We start from the raw sequence: 21,193 nt of genomic DNA, 5'->3' as shown, positions 1-21,193 counted from the left end.
GGAAACAGGATCAGGCGTGTTTAGCCCAGGGTTTAAACCAGCCAAGGCCTTCCAGCGTACCGTTGCGCGGAATATATTCGCAGCCGATCCAGCCGTCGTAGCCCACTTCGTCCAGCAGGTTAAATAACCATGGATAGTTGATTTCGCCTTCATCAGGTTCGTGTCGGTCTGGCGCAGAGGCAATCTGCACATGACGATAGCGACCGACATTGTCGCGGATTAGCTGACTAAGGTTGCCGTCAACCAGCTGCGCGTGAAAAAGATCGAGCTGCGTAAAGACGTTTGGCCGATCGATTTGCTGCATCATCTCCAGCGTCTGATGCTGACTGGCATAGAGGTAGTTTGGTTTGATCTTCGGGCCAAGCGCCTCCAGCAAGATATTGATGCCGTGCGGTGCAAAACGATCTGCTGCATAGTGAATATTGCTGATAAAAGTATCCACGCAGGCCTGACGATCCATCCCTTCCTGTACCACACCGGCCATGATATGGACCTGCGGCACGTTCAGCGCCAGCGCGTATTCCAGCGCGCTGTCAATATCTGCCCGTGCATCCGCTTCACGGCCCGGAATGGCGCTAACGCCCCACTCACCGGCCTGAACGTTACGCGCCGCCGTATTAAACAGCACCAGCTTAAGCTGATTATCATCCAGCAGTTGTTTCAGCTGCGCCGCGGGATAGTCATAAGGAAACAGAAACTCTACCGCTGTAAAACCGGCGCTAGCCGCAGCGGCAAAGCGCTCCAGAAAAGGCACTTCGTTAAACTGGGTAGACAAATTTGCGGCAAACTTCGGCATTATCGACTCCTTAATTCTGTAACTTCGGCATCGCTGAGGTAACGAATGGAGCGATCGCCAAGCGTAAAAATCAGACGAGCCGTTTCTTCCAGCTCTTCCGTGTTATCGGCCGCTTCCCGCAGTGATTTCCCGACGACGACCGAGCCGTGGTTAGCCAGCAAAAAGCCGCGATAGCGACCGGCCAGCTTAGCCAGATCTTCCGCCAGGCGCATATCGCCAGGTTTGTAATAAGGCACCACAGGTACATCACCGACGCGCATCACCACGTAAGGCGTGAAGGGACGAATGCAGTTCTGCGTATCCAGCCCTTGCAGACAGGAAAGCGCGGTAAGGTAGTGGCTGTGCAGATGGACTACCGCTTTACACTCAGGATCGTTTAGATAGAGCGCGCGATGAAAAGCGATCTCTTTAGAAGGTTTATCACCGGAAAGCCATTCGCCTTCCGGCGTCACTTTCGACAGACGGTCACCATCCAGTTCGCCCAGACAAGAGCCGGTAGGCGTGGCCAACAGATTGCCGTCTTCTAGCAGCAGGGAAAGGTTACCCGCCGAGCCGGTTGCATAGCCGCGTGTAAAAAATGAAGCGCCCAGCTTTACCATCTCCTGCCGTGCTTGCTGTTCAGTCATCATGAAAACTCCTGTGCACGGCGAAAGAACTGTTCGTCACCGAAGTTGCCTGACTTCAGCGCCAGCGATAACGGCTGGTGGATATCGCGCACCCACGGAACGCCGGGCGAAATGGTCGGCCCAATATGAAAAGCGGTTACCTCAAGGCTTTGCGCCACCACGCCGGACGTTTCGCCGCCCGCTACGATAAAGCGCTGCCAGCCACGCGCTTTAAGTTCACGAGTAACCAGCGCGAACAACTCTTCCACCGCTGCGCTACTACGCTGTGCGCCATATTTCTGCTGAATAGCCTGTAACTGTTGCGCGTCGGCAGTGGCATAAAGCAGCGGGGCCAGCGGCTGGTCGCTGTTATCAGCCACCCAGTCGCATAGCTGCCCTGCATACGCCTGCACATTCTCCAGACAGCGCGTCACTTCCACTTCACAAGATGGTGCCAGCTGGCGATAAGCGTTAACCTGCCGGTTAGTCATTTGCGAACAGGAACCGGAGATAATGATTGCGCGATCGCCACGCGGCCGCCCTTTTGTTTCGGCATCTTCTTGCGTAGCGGATGTTGACCACTGCCGCGCCAGTCCTGTCGCCAGCCCGGAACCGCCGGTCACCAGACGCATATCGCGCAGCGCTTCGCCCTGGATGAGTAAATGCTGCTCGTTAAGCGCATCCAGCACCACGTAATTCACACCCTGACTGGCAAGCTCATTCAGTTTTGTACGGATAGCCTCCGCGCCTTGATCCTGTACCGAAGCGGCAATCAGGCCCGCTTTCCCCTGCGATTGTCGCTCCATCAGACGCAGCAGGTTGCTGTCCGTCATCGGCGTAACAGGATGGTGACGCATACCGGAATCTGACAGCAGCTGCTCGCCGACAAACAGATGGCCCAGATAAACGGTTCGGCCGTTTACCGGCAGCGCCGGACAAATAACCGTTTGCGTTTCGCCAAGCTCAGCCAGCAGCGCGTCGGTTACCGGGCCGATATTGCCCTGTTCCGTACTGTCAAAGGTTGAGCAATATTTAAAGTAAAAACGATCGCAGCCCTGCTCCTGTAGCCAGCGCAGCGCGGCCAGCGACAGGTCGATGGCCTGATCCACCGGACAGGAGCGGGATTTCAGGCTGACCACGATTGCCTGCGCGCCCGGCGTCTCCTGCTGCTGAGGCACGCCGTTGAACTGAATAGTCGCCAGCCCGTTTTGCACCAGAAAACTGGCGATATCGGTCGCGCCGGTGAAGTCGTCGGCGATAACACCTAAACGCGTCATGCTTGCTCCTTGCCTTCCGGCAGCGTGATACCGCTAAAAATTTTGATCACTGCGCTATCGTCTTCCCGGCCATAGCCTGCGTTGCTGGCTTCGGTAAACATATTCAGCGCGGTTGAAGCCAGCGGCAGCGGGAAATGCAGTGATTTTGCCGTTTCGCTGACCAGGTTGAGGTCTTTAACAAAAATATCGACGGCAGATTTTGGACTGTAGTCACCATCCACAACGTGCCGCATGCGGTTTTCAAACATCCATGAATTGCCTGCCGCGTTGGTGACAACGTCATACATCGTCTCCAGCGGGATACCGGCACGGGCCGCCAGCGCCATCGCTTCTGCGCCCACTGCGATATGCACGCCGGCCAGCAGCTGATGAATAATTTTTACGGTAGAACCTAACCCGATTTCGCTACCTACGCGATAGACTTTGGCGGCAACCGCATCCAGCACCGGCTGTAAACGTTCAAATGCGGCGTCGCTGCCGGAGGCCATGACCGTCATATCACCGGTAGCCGCTTTTGCCGCACCGCCGGAAACTGGCGCGTCCAGCATCAGCAGCTGGTGCTGCGCTAATTTCTGCTCAATCTGCTGCGCATCCCGGGCGGAGATAGTTGAAGACACCATCACTACCGTGCCCGGCTTCAGTTTCGCGGCCAGGCCGTTATCGCCGAACAGGATTGCGTTCACCTGAGCGGCATTCACCACCAGCAGCAGCACGGCTTCAAGGTTACCGACAAAGCTGTCGGCAGACGTCTGCGCATCACGTGCGCCAGCCTGACGCAGCGTTTCCAGCGCGGCGGGATTGAGATCCACTCCCCAGGTATTCAGACCTGCACGAATGCACGACGTCGCCGCGCCCATACCCATAGAACCTAAACCAATCACACAAACGTTTGAAAGTGGCACGCTGGCCTCCGGTGTTAAATTAAGTGATTATTTGTTCGATGTTGTTAATCTTGCCAGCCTGGCTGCTGAATAAATGTGCCACGCATCACAAAAATGATTCTGCGTGTGATAGCGAACAAATTTTCACATCCTCACCAGTCCTGAAACGGCACGCGTTTCGCCACGCTACGCACGCTTTTTTTTATTCGCCTGCTGCTGCATTTCCATTACAATGTGAAAAATTGATAAATTTCACAGGAGTGATTGTGATCCCGGTCGAACGACATCAACAGATCCTGGCGCTGGTTGCCGAGCGCGGCGTAGTGAGCTTTAGTGAACTGACGGAACGGCTCGGCGTTTCCCATATGACCATTCGCCGTGATGTACAGAAACTGGAAGAACAAGGCGCGCTTCTTTCCGTCTCAGGGGGCGTACGCTCTGCTGAAAGGCTGGCATCGGAACCTTCGCATCTGACCAAAACTGCCCTGTACAATGCGGAAAAGAATGCGATTGGCCGTTATGCCGCACAGCAGATCCCGCGCAACAGCTGTATCTATATTGATGCAGGAACAACGACGCTGGCGCTGGCGCGTGAGCTGGTTGACAGAGAGGATCTGCTGGTAGTGACCAATGACTTTATGGTGGCTAATTTACTGATGGAATCCAGCGGTTGCCGAATTATTCATACCGGCGGTACAGTCTGCCGTGAGAATCGCTCCTGCGTAGGTGAAAATGCCGCACGCAGCCTGCGCAATCTGGCGATCGACATCGCCTTTATCTCCGCCTCCTGCTGGGGGCCGCGCGGGCTTTTTACACCGGACGAAGATAAAGTGACGGTGAAACAAACAGTCTGTGAGGTAAGCAGCAAACGCGTGCTGCTTAGTGACAGCTCCAAATTCAATAAAATTGCTACCTTTCTGGCGCTGCCGCTGAGCTGCTTTGACAGCATTATCACCGATACCCAGCTTGGTAAGGCGGCCCAGGAAGCGCTGGGCGATGGAAGCTGGACGCTGGTCCTTGCGCCCTGAAGGGCCGCCCCGGCACCCCTCAAAAGAAGCGGTTTACTCTCTTAGCGGACGATGCCCCTTCTTTTTTGTAAGAAGCGGTCTATTTCCTTTGCTAACTCTAAGGTATTTGCAGGCATCTGGCAGGGTCTGTCATGTGTAAAAAAACCTTTTTGCTGACCGCTTCCTGCAATCAAAACATTCGCGGCAAATCGTGAGCAATTATTAGTGAAAATCTTAAATTTATTTACCGATGCAAATTCATTAATATATTGTTCCATGCTGATAATATTCAGACCGCCGATATAAACCACATTTGACATTTTTATTGTGTCTTTCCAGCCGGTCGATTCCCTGTATATTATATCCACCAGCTGTTCATGGCATAAATCACCATAATATACCACCCCATCGCCATATGCCGAAACAATACTCCAGGTATCTCTCTCGCAAAATATTATTGCACTATGCCTTGCTTTACAATAACTTAACAGGGCGACGTTTTTTCCTGATGAAGACATTTTATTTATCACCTCCGTAATGCGCTCACAGGTATTACTGTCAGGGTGTATCCTGTGCTTATGGTGGAAATATGAAGAAACATAGCATCGCAAACCGCGTAATGCTTTATGTTTCTTAATGTCATCCGGCGTTTTATTATGCTTTAATGTATAAGAATTCTTTTTCAAATTTATTTCCCGCTGCGTGTGTCGCTTAAATATAAAAAAGGACGTTTGATATTATTCGACTCAGGTGGAAACAGGTTGATTAGCATCAAGCTTCAGTGCGTTGCCCCACAGAGGCAACGCTCCCCGCGCAATAGTCTATGATTTCATCAAAAGCTTGCATCGCCGGAAAGGCCGCGCGGTGCCTCACGCTGTGATAAACGAGGCTATGGAATGGGATCAACATTTAGCAAAACCTGGGGCGCGGAGTACGTGGCCGCCGACACGGTCCGTTTTCGTTTATGGGCAACGGGACAACAAAGCGTAAAGCTACGGCTCGCTGGCCACGATCGCGAGATGACCCGGGATGAAGACGGCTGGTTCACAGCAGAAATAAGCGGCATTGCGCCGGGCACCGAGTATAACTTTGTGCTTCCTGACGGCCTGGTGATACCCGATCCGGCCTCGCGTGGCCAGAAAGCGGATGTTAATGGCCCCTCGTTAGTCATTAACCCGGAAAGTTATAGCTGGCAGCACCCGTGGCAAGGTCGCGCGTGGGAAGAGTCCGTCGTTTATGAAATGCATATCGGCACCTTCACGCCGGAAGGCACTTTTAAGGCTGCCATTGAGAAATTACCTTATCTGGCCGGGCTTGGCGTTACGATGCTGGAAGTGCTGCCCGTCTCGCAGTTTGGTGGCAACCGTGGCTGGGGTTACGATGGCGTGCTGCTTTACGCACCGCATTCCGTCTACGGCACGCCGGATGACTTTAAAGCCTTTATTGACGCCGCGCACGGTCATGGCCTGTCGGTGGTGCTGGATATCGTGCTCAACCACTTCGGACCGGAAGGCAACTATCTGCCGCTGCTGTCGCCCGACTTTTTCCATAAGGAGCGCGTCACGCCCTGGGGAGCGGGTATCGCTTACGATGTCGCAGCGGCCCGCCAATATATTGTGGAAGCCCCGCTCTACTGGCTAAAAGAGTTCAACCTGGACGGACTGCGCTTTGACGCTATCGATCAGATTGAAGATATTTCAGCAAAACACGCGCTGATTGAAATCGCCGAGCGCATCCGCAGCGAAATTACCGACCGGCCAGCGCACCTGACCACCGAAGACAGCCGCAACGTCATTTTCCTGCATCCGCGTAAGGAAGATGGTTCTGCGCCGCTGTTTACCGGCGAATGGAATGATGATTTTCATAACGCTATACACGTTTTCGCGACTGGCGAAACGCATGCCTACTATCAGGACTTTGCCAGAGAGCCGGAAAAACTGATTGCCCGTATCCTGACGGAAGGTTTTGCTTATCAGGGCGAAGTCTCGGCGCAGTCCGGCGAAAAACGCGGCGTAGCCAGCGCGGGCCAGCCGCCGGTCGCCTTCGTCGATTTTATCCAGAATCACGATCAGGTCGGTAACCGCGCGCAGGGGGAAAGGCTGATTCAGCTCGCCGGTGCAGAACGTACCAGAGTGTTGCTGGCCACGCTGCTGTGCTCGCCGCATATTCCGCTGCTGTTTATGGGCGAAGAGTATGGCGAAACCAACCCTTTCCTGTTCTTCACTGACTTCCATGGCGATCTTGCCAGAGCGGTACGTGAAGGCCGGGCCAGAGAGTTTCAGGGCCATGCGGGACATGAAGATGAAAGCGTGCCCGATCCGAACGCGGAAAACACTTTTCATATCTCAAAGCTGGACTGGAACAAACTGCAAAGCGAAGAAGGCAAAGCCTGGCTGGCCTTCAGCAAAAGCCTGTTGACGCTGCGCCAGCAACATATCGTTCCGCTGCTGGCAAACGCTGGCGGCCACAGCGGTAAGGTAATTAATACCGCGCCGGGCTTCTTCGCCGTCAGCTGGACTTTCCCCGATGGTACGCTTTCTCTTGCGCTGAATATCGGTGAAAAAACGCAGCCGCAGCCTCAATTGCCGGGCGAGACTCTGTTCAGCTGGCCGCAGGAAGCTAAAGAGCTGGTGCAAAATTCTATTATTGTTCGTCTTGCCACGAGAGAGCCAAAGTGAATATTCCCGCAGCGACCTACCGCATTCAGTTTCGTAACGGTATGACCTTTGATCGTGCCGCCGCGCTGGTGCCTTATTTTAAGGCGCTTGGCATCAGTCATCTTTATGCTTCACCCATCTTTACGGCGCTTTCCGGCTCCACGCACGGGTACGATGTCACCGACGCCAACGAGATCGACCCCGCCATCGGTGGCCGTCAGGGCTTTGAGCGCATGGTAAAAGCCCTGAAGGACGCCGGGCTGGGCCTGATTTTAGATATTGTGCCAAACCATATGGCTTCTTCGCTGGAAAACGCCTGGTGGCGCGACGTGGTTGAGTATGGTGAAAAAAGCCGTTACGCCCGTTACTTTGATATCGACTGGTCGCGCCGCCTGACGCTGCCGTTCCTTGGCGATGACTTTGCCACCGAGCTGGAAAATGGTGCGATCACCGTTCGGCCCGATCCGCAAACCGGCAAACCGGCGCTGGCCTATTACGAAACGTTTTATCCACTGACGCCCGACAGCTGGCAGGGTCGTGAAGAAGAAGTGCTTCAGCTGACCGACAGCGCAAAAATAGCGGAGCTGCACGAGCAGCAGCCCTATCAGTTGATGAGCTGGCGTGACGCGCCGCGCGATCTTTCTTATCGCCGCTTTTTTGAAATAACCGGGCTGGCTGGCGTGCGGGTTGAAGACGAAGCCGTGTTCAACGATGCGCATCGTCTGGCGCTAGAGCTGGTGCATTCCGGGGCGGTTGACGGGCTGCGTCTCGATCACGTCGATGGCCTTGCCGATCCCAAAGGGTATCTGGAGCGTTTACGTCAGGCCGTGGGCCCAAATTGCTACCTTACGGTCGAAAAAATTCTGGCCAAAGATGAGCAGCTGCCGGCGGACTGGCCCGTTTCCGGCACCACCGGCTACGAGTTTATCGCCACTCTGGCGGAAGCGCTGGTGGATGGCGACAAAATCCGGACGCTGCGCAAAACCTATGAAGAGATCCTGGGCAAGCCGGTAGATGTCGATGCTGAACTGCGCGCGGCCAAAATGTTGATGGCGACACGCAATTTTGCCGGAGAGGCAAACAGGCTATTACAGCTGGCGCTTTCCATTGCCCGTCGCGATAACGAAAACACGGATGAAAAAGCCTTGCTCTCAGCGCTGCGTGAGCTGCTGGTGGCCTTCCCTGTTTATCGTACTTATGGTACAGCCGAAGGGTTACCGGCGGCCGATGCCGATCTTCTGCTGAAAGTCGTGGAAAAAGTACAGACGGCCGATCGTGAAACGCTGGGCTTCCTGACGCGCGTGCTGGCTGGCGAAGTTTCAGCGGCGGCACAGCAGGAAGCCGCCGTTTTCCGTACGCGCTTCCAGCAGCTGACCGGGCCGCTGATGGCAAAATCGGTCGAAGACACGCTGTTCTTCCGTTTGCATCTTGCGCTGGCGCTGAACGAAGTGGGTGCCGAACCGATGCCGGATACCTTTTCGCTGGCACGCTTCCATGCGGAAATGCAAACGCGACTGGAACGGCAGCCGGATGGGCTTTCCGGCACCACCACCCACGATACCAAGCGCGGCGAAGATGCCCGCGCACGGCTTTATACGCTGACCGAAGCGCCGGAGAAGTGGGCTGAACACGTTAACCGCTGGCGGCAGATGAATCACGTTAAGGTGATGAAGCTGACGGACGGCCCGGCGCCTAAACCGGCGGTAGAATGGATGCTGTATCAGGCGCTGGCCGGCGTCTGGCCACCTCAGCTTCAGCCCGATGACGCCGCAGGATTAAAAGCGCTGGAGGAGCGATTCCTGGGCTTTGTCGAGAAAGCGCTACGCGAAGCGAAGCTGCGTACAGACTGGGCAGACAGCAACGAAATTTACGAGAATGCCGTGCTGGACTATGTCCGTCACCTGCTCTCGCCGGAAAATAAGGCTTTTCTGCTGGATTTCACATCGGCGCTACAGCCGTTTATTCACGCGGGCCTGGTTAACAGCCTTGCCCAGACAGCCATAAAGCTGACGGCGCCTGGCGTGCCGGATATTTATCAGGGAAGCGAAACGCTGGATTTCAGCCTGGTCGATCCTGACAACCGTCGCGAACCCGATTTCGCCGCGCTGGAGAAGTTGCTGCAAGATACCGCATCCGTAGACTTCAGCCGCGAAGAGCACTGGCTGGATGGCCGTTTGAAGCAGCATCTTATTGCCAGCGTGCTGCCTTTACGTCATCAGCAGCCGGAACTGTTTCGCAAAGGCGCTTATCTGCCGCTGACGGTAAGCGGCATCCGAGCTAAGAATGTGGTGGCGTATGCGCGAACGGGTGATGATGCCGCGTTAATCGTTATTACGCCAAGGCTTGTGCTGGATTTAATGCAGCAAGGCCACTGGAAGGATACCGACATCGCGTTACCGTCACAGCTTGCCCATCGCCGCTATTACAATGTTCTCAGCGGCGAAGAACTGGCGCTGGAAAGCAGCATTAATCTGAACGGTCTCGACTGCCGCTCGCCGCTGATTTTGCTTAGTCGTTAACTCAGATGCCGGTCTTTGCAGACCGGCGTCATTTTACCGCACGTCCGACCCCGCTTTTTGCCTTTCAACATAGCGAAGTAATTTAACAATACTGCCCTCTGTAGTTATTGCTGGCATCCGTGCGCAGAGAGTGAAAGCACTATTTTTGGTAAGTTATGTAACAATCAACCCGCCAGCCACCCGTCATTTGTAACTAAATTAACTTAAATATGACATTTTTTAGTTTTGTAACTAAAAACAGGTGCCATTCGGCATAACAATATTTTAATATTTACAACCACTTTTTAACTAATGTCAAATTCCGACTTGTGACCTGCCATGAATAAATCAAAAAAGCTTCTTACATCGCTTTCGCTGTCAACTTTACTGATTTCTTCAGCGATCCACGCTGAAACTACACCAGAGAAAACCGACGTCCTGCTGATCGGCGGCGGCATCATGAGCGCCTCGCTGGGTACGATGCTGGAAGACGTGCAGCCAGACTGGAAACAGATCATGGTGGAAAAACTGGATGCCGTGGCGCTTGAGTCTTCCAACGGCTGGAACAACGCCGGTACTGGCCACTCCGCCAACATGGAACTGAACTATACGCCTGAGCGCGCCGACGGGACTATCGACGTCAGCAAAGCGCTGGAAATCAACGAAGCCTTTATGATTTCCCGCCAGTTCTGGACTTCTCAGGTAAAAAGCGGCGTGCTGAACAACCCGCACTCTTTCATTAACTCGACGCCACACATGAGCTTTGTCTGGGGCGACGACAACGTTAACTATCTCAGCAAGCGCTACGCCGCGCTGCAAAAAACCACCCTGTTCCAGGGCATGAAATTCTCTACCGATCAGGATCAGATCAAGCAGTGGGCACCGCTGATTATCGAAGGCCGCGATCCTAAGCAGAAAGTTGCCGCGACCTGGACGCCAGTCGGCACCGACGTAAACTACGGTGAAATCACTCGTCAGCTGACCGCCAGCCTGCAGAAAAACAGCAACTTTAAGCTGGAAACGTCGTCAGAAGTGACCGATTTCAAACGTAACGGCGACAACTCCTGGCACGTCACGATCAAAGACGTGAAAAACGGCAGCGAGCGCGCTATCGACGCGAAATATGTCTTTATCGGCGCTGGCGGCGGCGCGCTGAAGCTGTTACAGAAAACCGGTATTCCGGAAGCAGACAACTATGCGGGCTTCCCGGTTGGCGGTTCGTTCCTGGTCACTGAAAACCCGGCCATTACCAGCCGTCACCTGGAAAAAGTTTACGGTCAGGCTTCCGTAGGCGCGCCGCCAATGTCCGTACCGCATCTGGATGCGCGTAACCTGGACGGTAAGCGTGTAGTGCTGTTTGGGCCGTTCGCGACCTTCTCTACCAAATTCCTGAAAAATGGTTCGCTGTTCGATCTGCTGGGCACCACTACCACCAGCAACTTTATGCCGATGACGCACGTTGGCCTGGATAACTTTGACCTGGTGAAATACCTGATCGGTCAGGTTATGCTGAGCGACGACGACCGTTTCGCTTCGCTGAAAGAGTACTATCCGGACGCGAAGAAAGAAGACTGGAAGCTGATTCAGGCAGGTCAACGCGTACAGATTATCAAGAAAGACGCGGATAAAGGCGGCGTGCTGAAGCTGGGAACGGAAATCGTTACCGACCAGCAGAAAACCGTTGCGGCCCTGCTTGGCGCCTCGCCGGGTGCTTCTACCGCGGCCCCTATCGCTATTAACGTGATGAAGAAGCTGTTCCCGGAGCAGTTTAACTCACCTGAATGGCAGGAAAAGATCCATAAAGTTGTGCCGACTTACGGCCAGACGCTGAACGGCAACACCGCGCTGACGCAGAAAGTCTGGGATGACACGGCAGAAACCTTACAGCTGACCAAACCACCGGTCATTAACATGCCTGCTCAGGAACCTGCACAGTCAACCATTACCGGCCAGGCGGAGAAAACCCCGGCCAAACACGATATGGCGCTGTAAGCTTCGCTTTATACGTGAGAAAGCTAAAAATAAAGGGCGGCTGGTAGCCGCCCTTTTTCTTTTGCACCCGCGTCTGAAACGATCCCCCTGTATAGAAAATGTTCCGCCCAACAACGCGGTTACCTCTGTTCTCTTAGCGTAGCGTCCCCGACGTTTCCGTTGCCTCTGCATGCTCCAGCACAATCGGAATGCTTTTATAGGCCGGGATCCCGCTTTCGGTGTCAAAGCTGTCCAGCGGCACCATCACGTTAGCTTCCGGATAGTAGGCGGCGACCGAACCCGGTGCCATGTCGTACACCACTATCGTCAGGTTATCCAGCCGTCGCGAAGTTTTGTTGCCTTCCGGATCGAGCGCAACCATATTTACCTTATCCCCCACGCGCAGCTGACGGCTTTCCGCCTCTTCAGCAGAAATAAACAGAACATCTCGCCTGCCGGTTACCCCACGATAGCGATCGTTTAAACCATAGAGCGTCGTGTTGTACTGGTCGTGGCTGCGCAGCGTGGTCAGCACCAGATCGTGGCATTTCAGCGAGCGAGGATCTTCATTAATGCCCTGCATCACCTTAAACTCCGCCCGTCCGGATGGCGTCAGCCATTTACGTTCGGACGCCGCGTTATAAAGCCTAAAACCACCCGGTTGCAGGATCTTGCGATTAAAGTCCTTAAACGCCGGAAATACTGCTTCAATGGCTTCGCGAATAAAACTGTAATCGCCGATCATTCTGTCCCAGTTCACCTTAGTGTCAGGCAGCGTTGCCTTCGCCAGCCCGGCCACGATAGCGGGTTCTGACTTCAGCCATGGCGAGGCGGGTTTCAGCGATCCGCGGGAAGCATGCACCATTGACATAGAATCTTCGACGGTGACGCTTTGTTCGCCAGAAGCCTGTCGGTCAATTTCGGTACGGCCAAGCACCGGCAGCAGATAGTTGTGTTTGCCCAGCAGCAGATGTGAACGATTCAGCTTGGTCGCCATATGCACCACCAGGTCGAGCTTGCGCATCGCTTCGAAAGTCTGCTGCGGATCGGAGATGGCTTCCGCCAGGTTACCGCCCAGACAAAGCAGCGCTTTCGAATGACCGTCACGAATCGCCTGAATCGCCTGCACGGCACCGTGACCATGGTGCTGTGGCGGCTTAAAGCCGAAGACCTTCTCAAGGCTGTCCAGCAGCGTCTGCGGCGGAATTTCGGTAATGCCGACGGTACGATCGCCCTGCACGTTAGAATGACCGCGCAGCGGGCAAATTCCGGCGCCTTTTTTTCCGATATTGCCGCGCATCAGCAGCAGGTTAGCAATCTGCTGAACGTTTTGCGTGCCGTACTGATGCTGCGTAATCCCCATGCCGTAGCAGATGATGGTTCTCTCAGAAGCGGCATAGAGCCGCGCAATTTTTTGAATTTCTTCAAACGACATCCCGGAAACTTTGAAGATATGCTGCCAGTCGGTGCTCTCCAGATCGGCTTTTAGCGCTTCAAAGTCCTGCGTGTGCTCATTGATAAACGCTTCATCCAGCACGCCAGGCTGACCGGCTGCCAGTGCTTTATCGTGCATGCTAAGCAGGCATTTCATGACGCCTTTCAGCATCGCCGCATCGCCACCTACCCGCACTTTATAGTAGGTGGAAGCCAGCTCGGTGGAGCTGAGCGAAAGCATTTCAACCGGGCTTTGCGGCGAGGTGAAACGTTCCAGACCGCGCTCGCGCAGCGGATTAATTGCGACGATAGTTGCGCCACGCTTAGAGACTTCCCGTAGCGTGCCCAGCATCCTTGGATGGTTGGTACCGGGATTGTGGCCAATGCAGATAACTAGATCGCAATGGTCAAAATCTTCCAGCTCAATGGTACCTTTACCGATGCCGATTGACTGCGGCAGGCCCACGCTGGTCGGCTCGTGGCACATGTTGGAACAGTCCGGGAAGTTATTGGTGCCGTATTCGCGCGCAAAGAGCTGCCACAGGAAGGCCGCTTCGTTGGAAGCCCTGCCAGAGGTATAAAACTCCACGCTGTCCGGATCGTCATAGCTTTGCAGCTTTTCGCCTATTTCACGAAAGGCGGTTTCCCATTCGATAGGCTGATAAGTGTCGGTTGCCGCATCATATTTCATAGGATGCGTCAGGCGGCCTTCGCCTTCCAGCTCAAAAGCGTTGCGGTGCCACAGTTCACTGACGGTATGGGCAGAGAAAAATTCGGGCGTGGTGCGCTTGCTGGTGGCTTCCCAGGAGACGGCCTTCGCGCCATTTTCACAAAATTCGAAAGAGGAGCCGTGGCGAGGATCGGGCCATGCACAGCCCGGACAGTCAAACCCCTGCGGCTGGTTAACTTTAAAAAGAGCAATGACATCCTGCTTTACAGACATCTGGCCACGCAGCGCGTCGGCAACGGCTTTCAGTGCACCCCAGCCGCCGGCTGAACCGCCATAGGGCGCAATACCGATTGTTTTATTTTCCTGTTTCATACCACTCCGCGTCACATTTGCTTAATCCAGCTTTTAGCTTAGAACAGGCTCCGGCGGTTGCGCGGTAACAAATGTAAGGCAATCTGTTTGTCGACAACTTACGAAGGACTTGCACCGTTTTCCTGTGCCAGTATTTGTTGCTGCCTGAGCAAATAGAACGCGGTCAGCGCATCCAGACGCTCTGCTATCTGTTGCAGCTGGGCCAGGGATCCTGCCTGTTGTAACAGCTGCTCCGGCAGCGGCCCGGCGCTTTCCAGTTCACGACGCAAAGTCCAGGAGATGCTTTTCAGTTCTGAAATGGTGAGATAACTTCCCTTTCGCTGTTCTGCGGCCAGAAGCTGCGCATCCAGCTCATCCAGCCTGGCGAGAACCCGGCCGTAACCTGCCGTAGAAGGCAGGCTGGCCGCTCTCTCCTGTAACAATTGTTGCCACCGCTGGCTGGCTTCATTGTTTGGCCAGATCAGCGCCGGGCGCTGAGCAAGCGCATTGTCCTGTAGCCCCTTCACGGGTTTATGCATTAGCGTAACGGTCAGCAACGTTATCGCTACGCCGCTGGCCGCACCAGCAAGAGACCAGACCAGGGCGTCACGTCGTCGTCGAGGCTTGCTGGCATCCTCTTTTACCGCTGGCTGTTCAGGTTGCACGGCTGGCGCGGCTTCCGCCACAGGCCGCTGCCCTCGAATTTGCAGAAAGTAGTGAATGTTGCGCAAAGCATGGCGACAGCGGGCGTTGGCTTTCTCTGCCTGTGCCTGAAGCTGCGCAATATCCTGGGCAATCAGCTTCAGTTCGCCACCTGCAACCTCGCTCTCCAGCGTGTAAATACGGGTCACGACATGGCTGTTAAACCACTCCAGCAGCAAGACACGCATGTCATCACCCGCAGGCCAGCAGCTTCTGCCGTCCGGCTCACTCCAGGCCCAGACCAGCAGAGATAAAGCCTGGGCCAGCCCTTGCCAGCCATGCTGCTGTAAATTAATCAGGCAAAACCAGCAGCCGCTTTGCAGGTCAAACCCGTAGTGGCGAAGATGCTGCTGGTACGTTTTTTCCAGCGCCTGCCAGTCTTTTTCGCCAGACGGGAGCCGATCCGGCATATTCATTACCTCGCTTAGCGCCAGAAAAGCTCTGCTCCTGCGTGGATCGTTGCCGTTGATCCTTAACGTTTTTTTATTGAAAAGCTCATTCATCCTTGCCCCTTTATGCACGCTTATTCAGGACCAGCTGCTGCCCGGAAACCGTTGCGCGAAGATGCAGGTCATCATCGCCTGCACTGAGCACCCGATCGGTGAGTAACGGCAACAGTTCTCTCGCCAGCACCGCATCAATGTCGCGCGCTCCGCTCTGCTGAACGTGGCAACGATCGGCCACATAGCTGATGACGCTACGGCTATAGCTCAGCGAGCGATGGCGGCGGGCACCGGCGAAGCGCTGGCAAAGTTTGCCCAGCTTAAGCTCAATAATCCGCTTCAGCGTTTCACCCTGTAATGGCAGGCAGGGAAGCAAAGTGAGTCGGCCCATCAGCGCAGGACGAAACACGCGTTCAAACTCAGGGCGAATAAGTCTGGTGAGCGCCACGCTATCCTGGTTATCCGGTGCGGCCATCAGCAGCTCGCTTCCCAGATTGCTGGTTAAAATAATCAGCGTGTTGCGGAAATTTATTTTTTGCCCTTCGCTGTCTTCAATCATGCCCTTATCAAAAATCTGATAAAACAGCTCCATGACGTCCGGATGGGCCTTTTCCGCTTCGTCCAGCAGCACCACGCTATAAGGCTGACGGCGCACCGCCTCGGTCAGTACGCCTCCCTGACCGTAGCCCACGTAACCCGGAGGCGATCCTTTGAGTCCTGCGACCGAATGCGCTTCCTGATATTCAGACATATTTATGGCGATCATATTGCTCCTGCCGCCATACAGCAGATCGGCCAGCGCCAGCGCCGTTTCTGTTTTCCCCACGCCTGACGGCCCGGCAAGCATAAATACGCCACAAGGTTTTTCCGGGTCGCTCAAATCGGCTTTACTAATACGGATCTGCTGCACGATGGACTCGATAACGTGCGATTGCCCGATAACGCGCTGTTCAAGCTGCGCCGTCAGGCAGTCGAGCTGTTGCGACGCTTTGCCGAGCATATTTTTGGCCGGGATCCCTGTCCAGCCGGTTATGATCTCCGCCACGCAAGGCGGATCGACCCGTTCGTACACCAGCGTGCTGTCCTGATGCATTGCCGTTAGCTGCTGACGCAGGCTGCGTTTTTCTGTTTGATCTTCACAGGCGAGGATCTGCCTGACCAGCTCGTGCTGGTTTTGCCAGACGGGTGCCAGCGCGGCCAGATCTTGCCTTATTTGCGCCTCGTGTTCTGCAAGCTCATCAAGCCGCGTCGCGCTTTGCGGCTCGTCGGCGATACTCTGACGTTCCAGCGCGATGTTGTGCAGCAGGGTATTAAGATTTTCAATTTCCGGCGGTTGATGGCACTGCGATAGCGACACTCTGGCGCAGGCCGTATCCAGCAGGCTTATAGCCTTGTCGGGAAGCTGCCTTCCGGTGATATAACGCTGCGACAGCTCTACCGCCGCGACAATAGCGCTGTCCGGTATCGGTACGCCGTGATGCTGGCTGATGCGGCCCGCCAGAGAACGCAACATGGTGATGGCCGTTGGCGTATCCGGCTCTTCAACCTGAATACGCTGAAAACGCCGCGCCAGCGCGGCATCTTTTTCAAAGTACTTTTTATATTCAGCCCACGTGGTGGCCCCAATCAGACGAATTTCGCCACGCGCCAGCGCCGGTTTTAACAGGTTGGCCGCATCATTCTGTCCAGCCTGCCCGCCCGCGCCAATCAGCATGTGGGCTTCATCGACAAATAAAATAACCGGTGAAGCATAAGTCCTTACCTCTTTCAGTACGGCCTGCAGGCGCTTTTCAAATTCGCCCTTCACGCTGGCACCCGCCTGCAGTAATGTTAAGTCCAGCGCCAGTACCGCCATATTTTGCAGCCGTGGCGGCACATTGCCGCTAACGATAAGCTGGGCGAGGCCTTCCACCAGCGCGGTTTTACCGACGCCAGGATCGCCAACCAGTACCGGGTTATTCTGCCGACGACGCAACAGCACATCGGTCATCTGGCGAATTTCATATTCGCGCCCCGATACCGGATCGAGCTTTCCTTCACGCGCGCGCTCGGTAAGGTTGTGGGTATATTTTTTTAACGCCGTATTCTCCTGAGATGCATTGACGGCAATCTGACCGACGCCGGTGCTTTTCGCGGCGGCAGAGAGCAGCTCGTCGGCCAGCTCAGCATCGCATTGCAGGGCCGTGCTCATAGCCTGCGCCTGTGCAAAGGCATGATCGGATCTGTGGGCCAGCAGGCAGGCAATAAAAGCGGAGGCGGCAAGCCGCTCGTGCTGCCAGACAACGCTGGCATGCAGCCAGGCCATTTCCAGATAGTTAACTAATGAGAGCGAAAAAACCGGCCCGCTGGTGTTACCACGGCGCTGCTGTTGCAGCGTAAGCTGCAGCGCGTCAACCAGCCGATCGCCGCGCAGTCCGGCTTTAAGGCAAAGCTCCTCGACCAGCATGGGCTGTGCCGCAAGGGTGCTAAGCAACAGATGTTCAATGCCGACCTCATGGTGGTTATGGCTAACGGCCAGGCTGATCGCAGCATCCAGACACTGGCGGCCATCGCTGGTAAGTAATTCGACAATTTTCTTCAGATAGTGACTCATGGTGTTTCCTGGCGAACAGAGGAGAAAGAGTGCTGGTGACAAGCTGCAATGGTCACCGGCAAAGCGGATAAATCTTCTTTTTGGTTTTCATCATCAAAAGTTTCTTGAGCAAGATCGTACCGATCGGTGACGTTGTCACGTAAAGCCTGCGCCGTTTCCTGCCATTGCTGCCAGAGATCTAATACTTCATCCAGCGGCCCGGCCTGGTAGCGCACCAGCACGGTATGAATGTTTTGCGCCCGTAAAAAATCGGCCTGCTCAGGAAAGTCGTCGGCACTGTAGCTATGCTGCCCATTAGCGATAGCGTTTAAAAATTCCGGCCATGCGCCGTCGCCTTTATAGTGATAAGCAAGCTGAAAGCCGGGGAATTTGATAGTTTGCGTGACCCGCTGACAATGGCCGGGACGCCAGAGAAAAGTCGCCCGGTCGCTGAAATTCATACTGTCCAGCGACCATTGTCGATCGCCGCAAAAGAGCGTCAGCGTGGTACCTGTCGGCATCAGACGTGCGCCGCCGGGAATAGTCGCCGGCAGGCTTTGTAACGTCAGTTCGGCCGAGCGGGCCTCCAGCGTCGCCTTTTCTTCTTTTAACACTTGCTGTTGTTCCCGCAGCCGCGACAGCCTTGCATCCAGCTGGAGAGACTGACGTTCAGGCAGCGCCAGCAGATCATCGGGTCGTAGCATTTCGTTGACTAACAGTAAAAACGAGGGGGTTAGCGGTACCTGCTGTTCTGCATAAGTCCCGCTTGTCACCCCGCGACTGTCGGCTACCAGCACCTCTTTCGCCGGGCCACGCATAAAGGCTGACAGGTAAAGCCGGGAACGGTCTTGTAGTTCATCGTACGACAAGCGCGACTTCAGCTTATCGAGCGGCCAAAGCACGGTTTTTTCCCACTGCTGCTGTAGCCAACAGCCGGTTTGCTGCATGGCATGCGCCACCAGCAGCCGCTCTTCCAGTGCATACAGAAGCCAGAACCTGTCGGTAGCCGGGTCAGCAATCAGGAGTTCTTTGCGCAGGCTGTTTTGCGGCAGACGAAGCGCCCGCAATGGGTTTTCGGCCTTATCTGTAGCACTCTGGAAAAGTCCTGCCGTCAGCAGTGTGTTTGCAGGCGCACCCAGCGCAGCAGACACGGCAAGCTGAGCGCTTTTGCGCCAGGCATGCCAGGCCTCCACTTGCGCAATGGAAATCCCTGGACTGGCTTGCGGTCCGGCGATCTTTTGACGTAGCTCGCTCTCCAGCAGGCTTTTCTGCCGCAGCCATTTTTGCAATTTCGCCGTGGTCTGCACCTTACTCAGCCGACGAAGCTGCCTCAGCCAGGGCGCGGCCTCCTGCGCGCTGATATCGCTAAGCTGCTGTTCTGCAAGGGTAACAAAGCGCAGCGCTGGCCCTTTTTCATCACCAATCGCCAGCAGGATATCTGTCCATTGCCCGGCGCTATAAAAAGGGATTGCCTGTCGGGACAGCTCAACCATAAATTTCTGCCAGGCCGCCTGTCTCAGCGCGTTATAGTGCTGTTCAAACTTGTCCAGCGCGGGAAGCCGTTCACCCGCCGCCATGCGGATTTGCTCCAGCCAGGCCTGCAGCTGCTGGCGTCCCTGCACTGTCCAGCTACTTTCAATAACTATCGCATTCGTAGTTGCGGGTAAAAAATCCGCCAGCCGAATAGCCGGTAGCTCAGCGACGGGAGCAAGCAGCCACTGCCATTGCGGATCGCGATTAACCAACAGCTGCAACAGCTGACGCAGATGCTGAAGCTGCGCGGCGCCCTGTGGCCCGTTCAGTAAAGCACGCTGTACAATAAGGCTATGTGTGGGTGAGAGCGGACCAGAGCTTGCAAACATCGTCAGCGAAGGTAAAACCGGCGCAAGAGAAGCCAGCGGAGCGTTGTTACGCATCGCTTGTTTGCTGGCTATCGCCTCAGCCAGCGCGATAATCAGCTTACGCTGTTGTTCGGCACTGGCTTTGTCAAACAAGGACGTGTACTGCTCTGTCGCTTTGTTAATATCAATGGGCCGTACAGCAGCGGCAGCCACAAGCTTTTCTGCAAGACGCTGCTGATAGTGGCTGAGCACCATACGGAACGGCAAATAGCGGAAACGATCGGCACTGGTCTCGATGCGCAAAAGTCGGCTAACGTCATCCGTCAGGCTGTTGCTGTCGCCAGTAATCAGCTGTAGCGTACTGCCAGCGCTGGCCAGTAACAGTGTCAGCACCAAAGCGGTAGCGGCCAGGCCTCCCCAGCGGGCATAGCGTCGGTAGTAACCACTGTATACCGGCTCCCGCTGCTGGCTTAATTCAGGTATCAGCGTCAGCAGTTCATCCATAAAGTAACCGCGCAGGCGGTTTGGGCCGTCCGGCAGTGCGGCGGTAAACCAGATCCCTGCCAGCTGCCCTGACGCTGAGAAGGAGTCCGTGGCGCAAAGCGTGGCGACATAACGCTGCACGGGCTGCTGCAGGCGCATCATTTCCTCAGGAAACGCCAGCAGATCGGGCAGGCTTTCATCGGCAACCTGCCCCGACAAGTGACCGAGACGCGCTCTGTCCAGCCCCTCTTTAAGCGGCAGAAACAGCGAATCCAGCAGGCCCGGGTCTTTCTCGTCTGGCAACGGTGACTGCCGCCAGTGGCGTCCCAACGCCTGCTGTTGCTGTAGCGTAGAGAGTTTTTTTACCCATGAGCTAAAACCAGCAAGCCCATCGCAACCGGTCACGATCACATAAACCGGCAGTCTCCTTTGTAACTTTTTCAATAGCGGTGCCAGCTGCATCCGTACCAGCTGGGCCAGCCTTTCCGGCTGCGGCTCGCCGCTGAACAGCTCCCCGGCGGAAACCGTCACGACGATACCGGCGGGCGTAGGTGCCGAACGAAGCCAGTCCACCAGGCGCGGCCAGCTGGTCGCTAACGGATTGCCAGCAATCAGAAAGCGGCTGGATAGCTCCAGAAAAGCCGCGTGACGAAAGTGCCACCATCGCACCGTGCGCGTAGGCAGCACGTTGTTTTCGAGGTTGTCCAGACACTGCGCCATGCCGGCGTGGGTCATCAGCGTTGATTTACCGCTGGCGGAGCCGGTTAATATCAGCCAGGGAAGCTGTTTTTTCTTATAAACCCGCTTTACCAGGTGCAGGCCTTTCTTCCACTGCCCAAACAGCAGGTGTTCCGTGCGGGTAAACGCGTGCCGGGGCAGTAGCTTACCAAGCAATTTTTTTTCATTAACAACCGTTAGCGCTGCTCGAATTAAAAAGAACAGGCAAAGGATCACAATAAAGAAAAGCCAGAGCAACGCTGCTTTAAGCAGGCCCTTTCCAGACCA

At 55.2% G+C, this 21,193-nt stretch carries 13 protein-coding genes; 4 read left to right on the top strand and 9 right to left on the bottom strand.

All coding sequences use genetic code 11. The annotated features are described in order from the left end of the window. Window positions 1-10: 10 nt before the first annotated feature. The 4 genes from KUE00_RS08915 to ltnD are packed head-to-tail and all read right to left on the bottom strand — an operon-like array spanning window position 11 to window position 3,580. The gene (locus tag KUE00_RS08915; RefSeq protein ID WP_246759439.1) at window positions 11-796 is read right to left on the bottom strand and encodes an HPr family phosphocarrier protein; all 786 of its coding nucleotides are present in this window, start codon (window positions 794-796) and stop codon (window positions 11-13) included. Next, a complete protein-coding gene (gene otnC, locus KUE00_RS08910; protein WP_246759740.1) occupies window positions 796-1,422 on the bottom strand; it encodes a 3-oxo-tetronate 4-phosphate decarboxylase in 627 nt (208 codons plus the stop codon). The genes KUE00_RS08915 and otnC overlap by 1 nt, the downstream gene beginning before the upstream one ends. Next, a complete protein-coding gene (gene otnK / locus KUE00_RS08905; RefSeq protein ID WP_246759438.1) occupies window positions 1,422-2,678 on the bottom strand; it encodes a 3-oxo-tetronate kinase in 1,257 nt (418 codons plus the stop codon). The genes otnC and otnK overlap by 1 nt, the downstream gene beginning before the upstream one ends. Next, window positions 2,675-3,580, bottom strand: a complete 906-nt coding sequence (gene ltnD / locus KUE00_RS08900; RefSeq protein ID WP_246759437.1) for an L-threonate dehydrogenase — start codon at window positions 3,578-3,580, stop codon at window positions 2,675-2,677. The genes otnK and ltnD overlap by 4 nt, the downstream gene beginning before the upstream one ends. A gap of 245 nt (window positions 3,581-3,825) precedes the next feature. Between ltnD and ygbI the strand changes: the two genes are divergently transcribed. Next, window positions 3,826-4,587: a DNA-binding transcriptional repressor YgbI gene (gene ygbI, locus KUE00_RS08895; RefSeq protein ID WP_246759436.1), complete on the top strand. Its 762-nt coding sequence runs from the start codon at window positions 3,826-3,828 to the stop codon at window positions 4,585-4,587. Between the two features lie 41 nt (window positions 4,588-4,628). On the opposite strand, the gene KUE00_RS08890 is transcribed toward ygbI, so the two are convergent. Continuing rightward, window positions 4,629-5,252, bottom strand: a complete 624-nt coding sequence (locus KUE00_RS08890) for a hypothetical protein (RefSeq protein ID WP_246759435.1) — start codon at window positions 5,250-5,252, stop codon at window positions 4,629-4,631. A 210-nt stretch (window positions 5,253-5,462) separates the two neighbouring features. On the opposite strand from KUE00_RS08890, the gene treZ reads away from it, so the two are divergent. The 3 genes from treZ to mqo all read left to right on the top strand — a co-directional run bounded on the left by treZ (window position 5,463) and on the right by mqo (window position 11,713). Continuing rightward, the gene (treZ, locus tag KUE00_RS08885; RefSeq protein ID WP_246759434.1) at window positions 5,463-7,244 is read left to right on the top strand and encodes a malto-oligosyltrehalose trehalohydrolase; all 1,782 of its coding nucleotides are present in this window, start codon (window positions 5,463-5,465) and stop codon (window positions 7,242-7,244) included. Next, entirely contained in the window at window positions 7,241-9,742 is a 2,502-nt protein-coding gene (gene treY, locus KUE00_RS08880) for a malto-oligosyltrehalose synthase (RefSeq protein ID WP_246759432.1), read from the top strand. The genes treZ and treY overlap by 4 nt, the downstream gene beginning before the upstream one ends. Before the next feature lie 318 nt (window positions 9,743-10,060). Beyond that, window positions 10,061-11,713, top strand: a complete 1,653-nt coding sequence (gene mqo, locus KUE00_RS08875) for a malate dehydrogenase (quinone) (protein ID WP_246759431.1) — start codon at window positions 10,061-10,063, stop codon at window positions 11,711-11,713. Window positions 11,714-11,846: 133 nt separating this feature from the next. On the opposite strand, the gene KUE00_RS08870 is transcribed toward mqo, so the two are convergent. The 4 genes from KUE00_RS08870 to KUE00_RS08855 form a co-directional block, all read right to left on the bottom strand. After that, complete coding sequence (locus KUE00_RS08870; protein WP_246759430.1) at window positions 11,847-14,168, bottom strand: FdhF/YdeP family oxidoreductase; 2,322 nt, start codon at window positions 14,166-14,168, stop codon at window positions 11,847-11,849. Between the two features lie 98 nt (window positions 14,169-14,266). Continuing rightward, complete coding sequence (locus KUE00_RS08865; RefSeq protein ID WP_246759429.1) at window positions 14,267-15,352, bottom strand: VasL domain-containing protein; 1,086 nt, start codon at window positions 15,350-15,352, stop codon at window positions 14,267-14,269. 10 nt (window positions 15,353-15,362) lie between these two features. Then, complete coding sequence (tssH, locus tag KUE00_RS08860; RefSeq protein WP_246759428.1) at window positions 15,363-17,885, bottom strand: type VI secretion system ATPase TssH; 2,523 nt, start codon at window positions 17,883-17,885, stop codon at window positions 15,363-15,365. Next, window positions 17,882-21,082, bottom strand: a complete 3,201-nt coding sequence (locus KUE00_RS08855) for a type VI secretion system protein (RefSeq protein ID WP_246759427.1) — start codon at window positions 21,080-21,082, stop codon at window positions 17,882-17,884. Before KUE00_RS08855 ends, tssH begins: the two co-directional genes overlap by 4 nt. Between the last annotated feature and the right edge of the window lie 111 nt (window positions 21,083-21,193).

It is taken from the genome of Erwinia phyllosphaerae (assembly GCF_019132875.1).
In the GTDB taxonomy this organism is placed as follows: Bacteria; Pseudomonadota; Gammaproteobacteria; order Enterobacterales; family Enterobacteriaceae; genus Erwinia; species Erwinia phyllosphaerae.
This window is presented reverse-complemented; position numbering and strand designations above follow the sequence as displayed.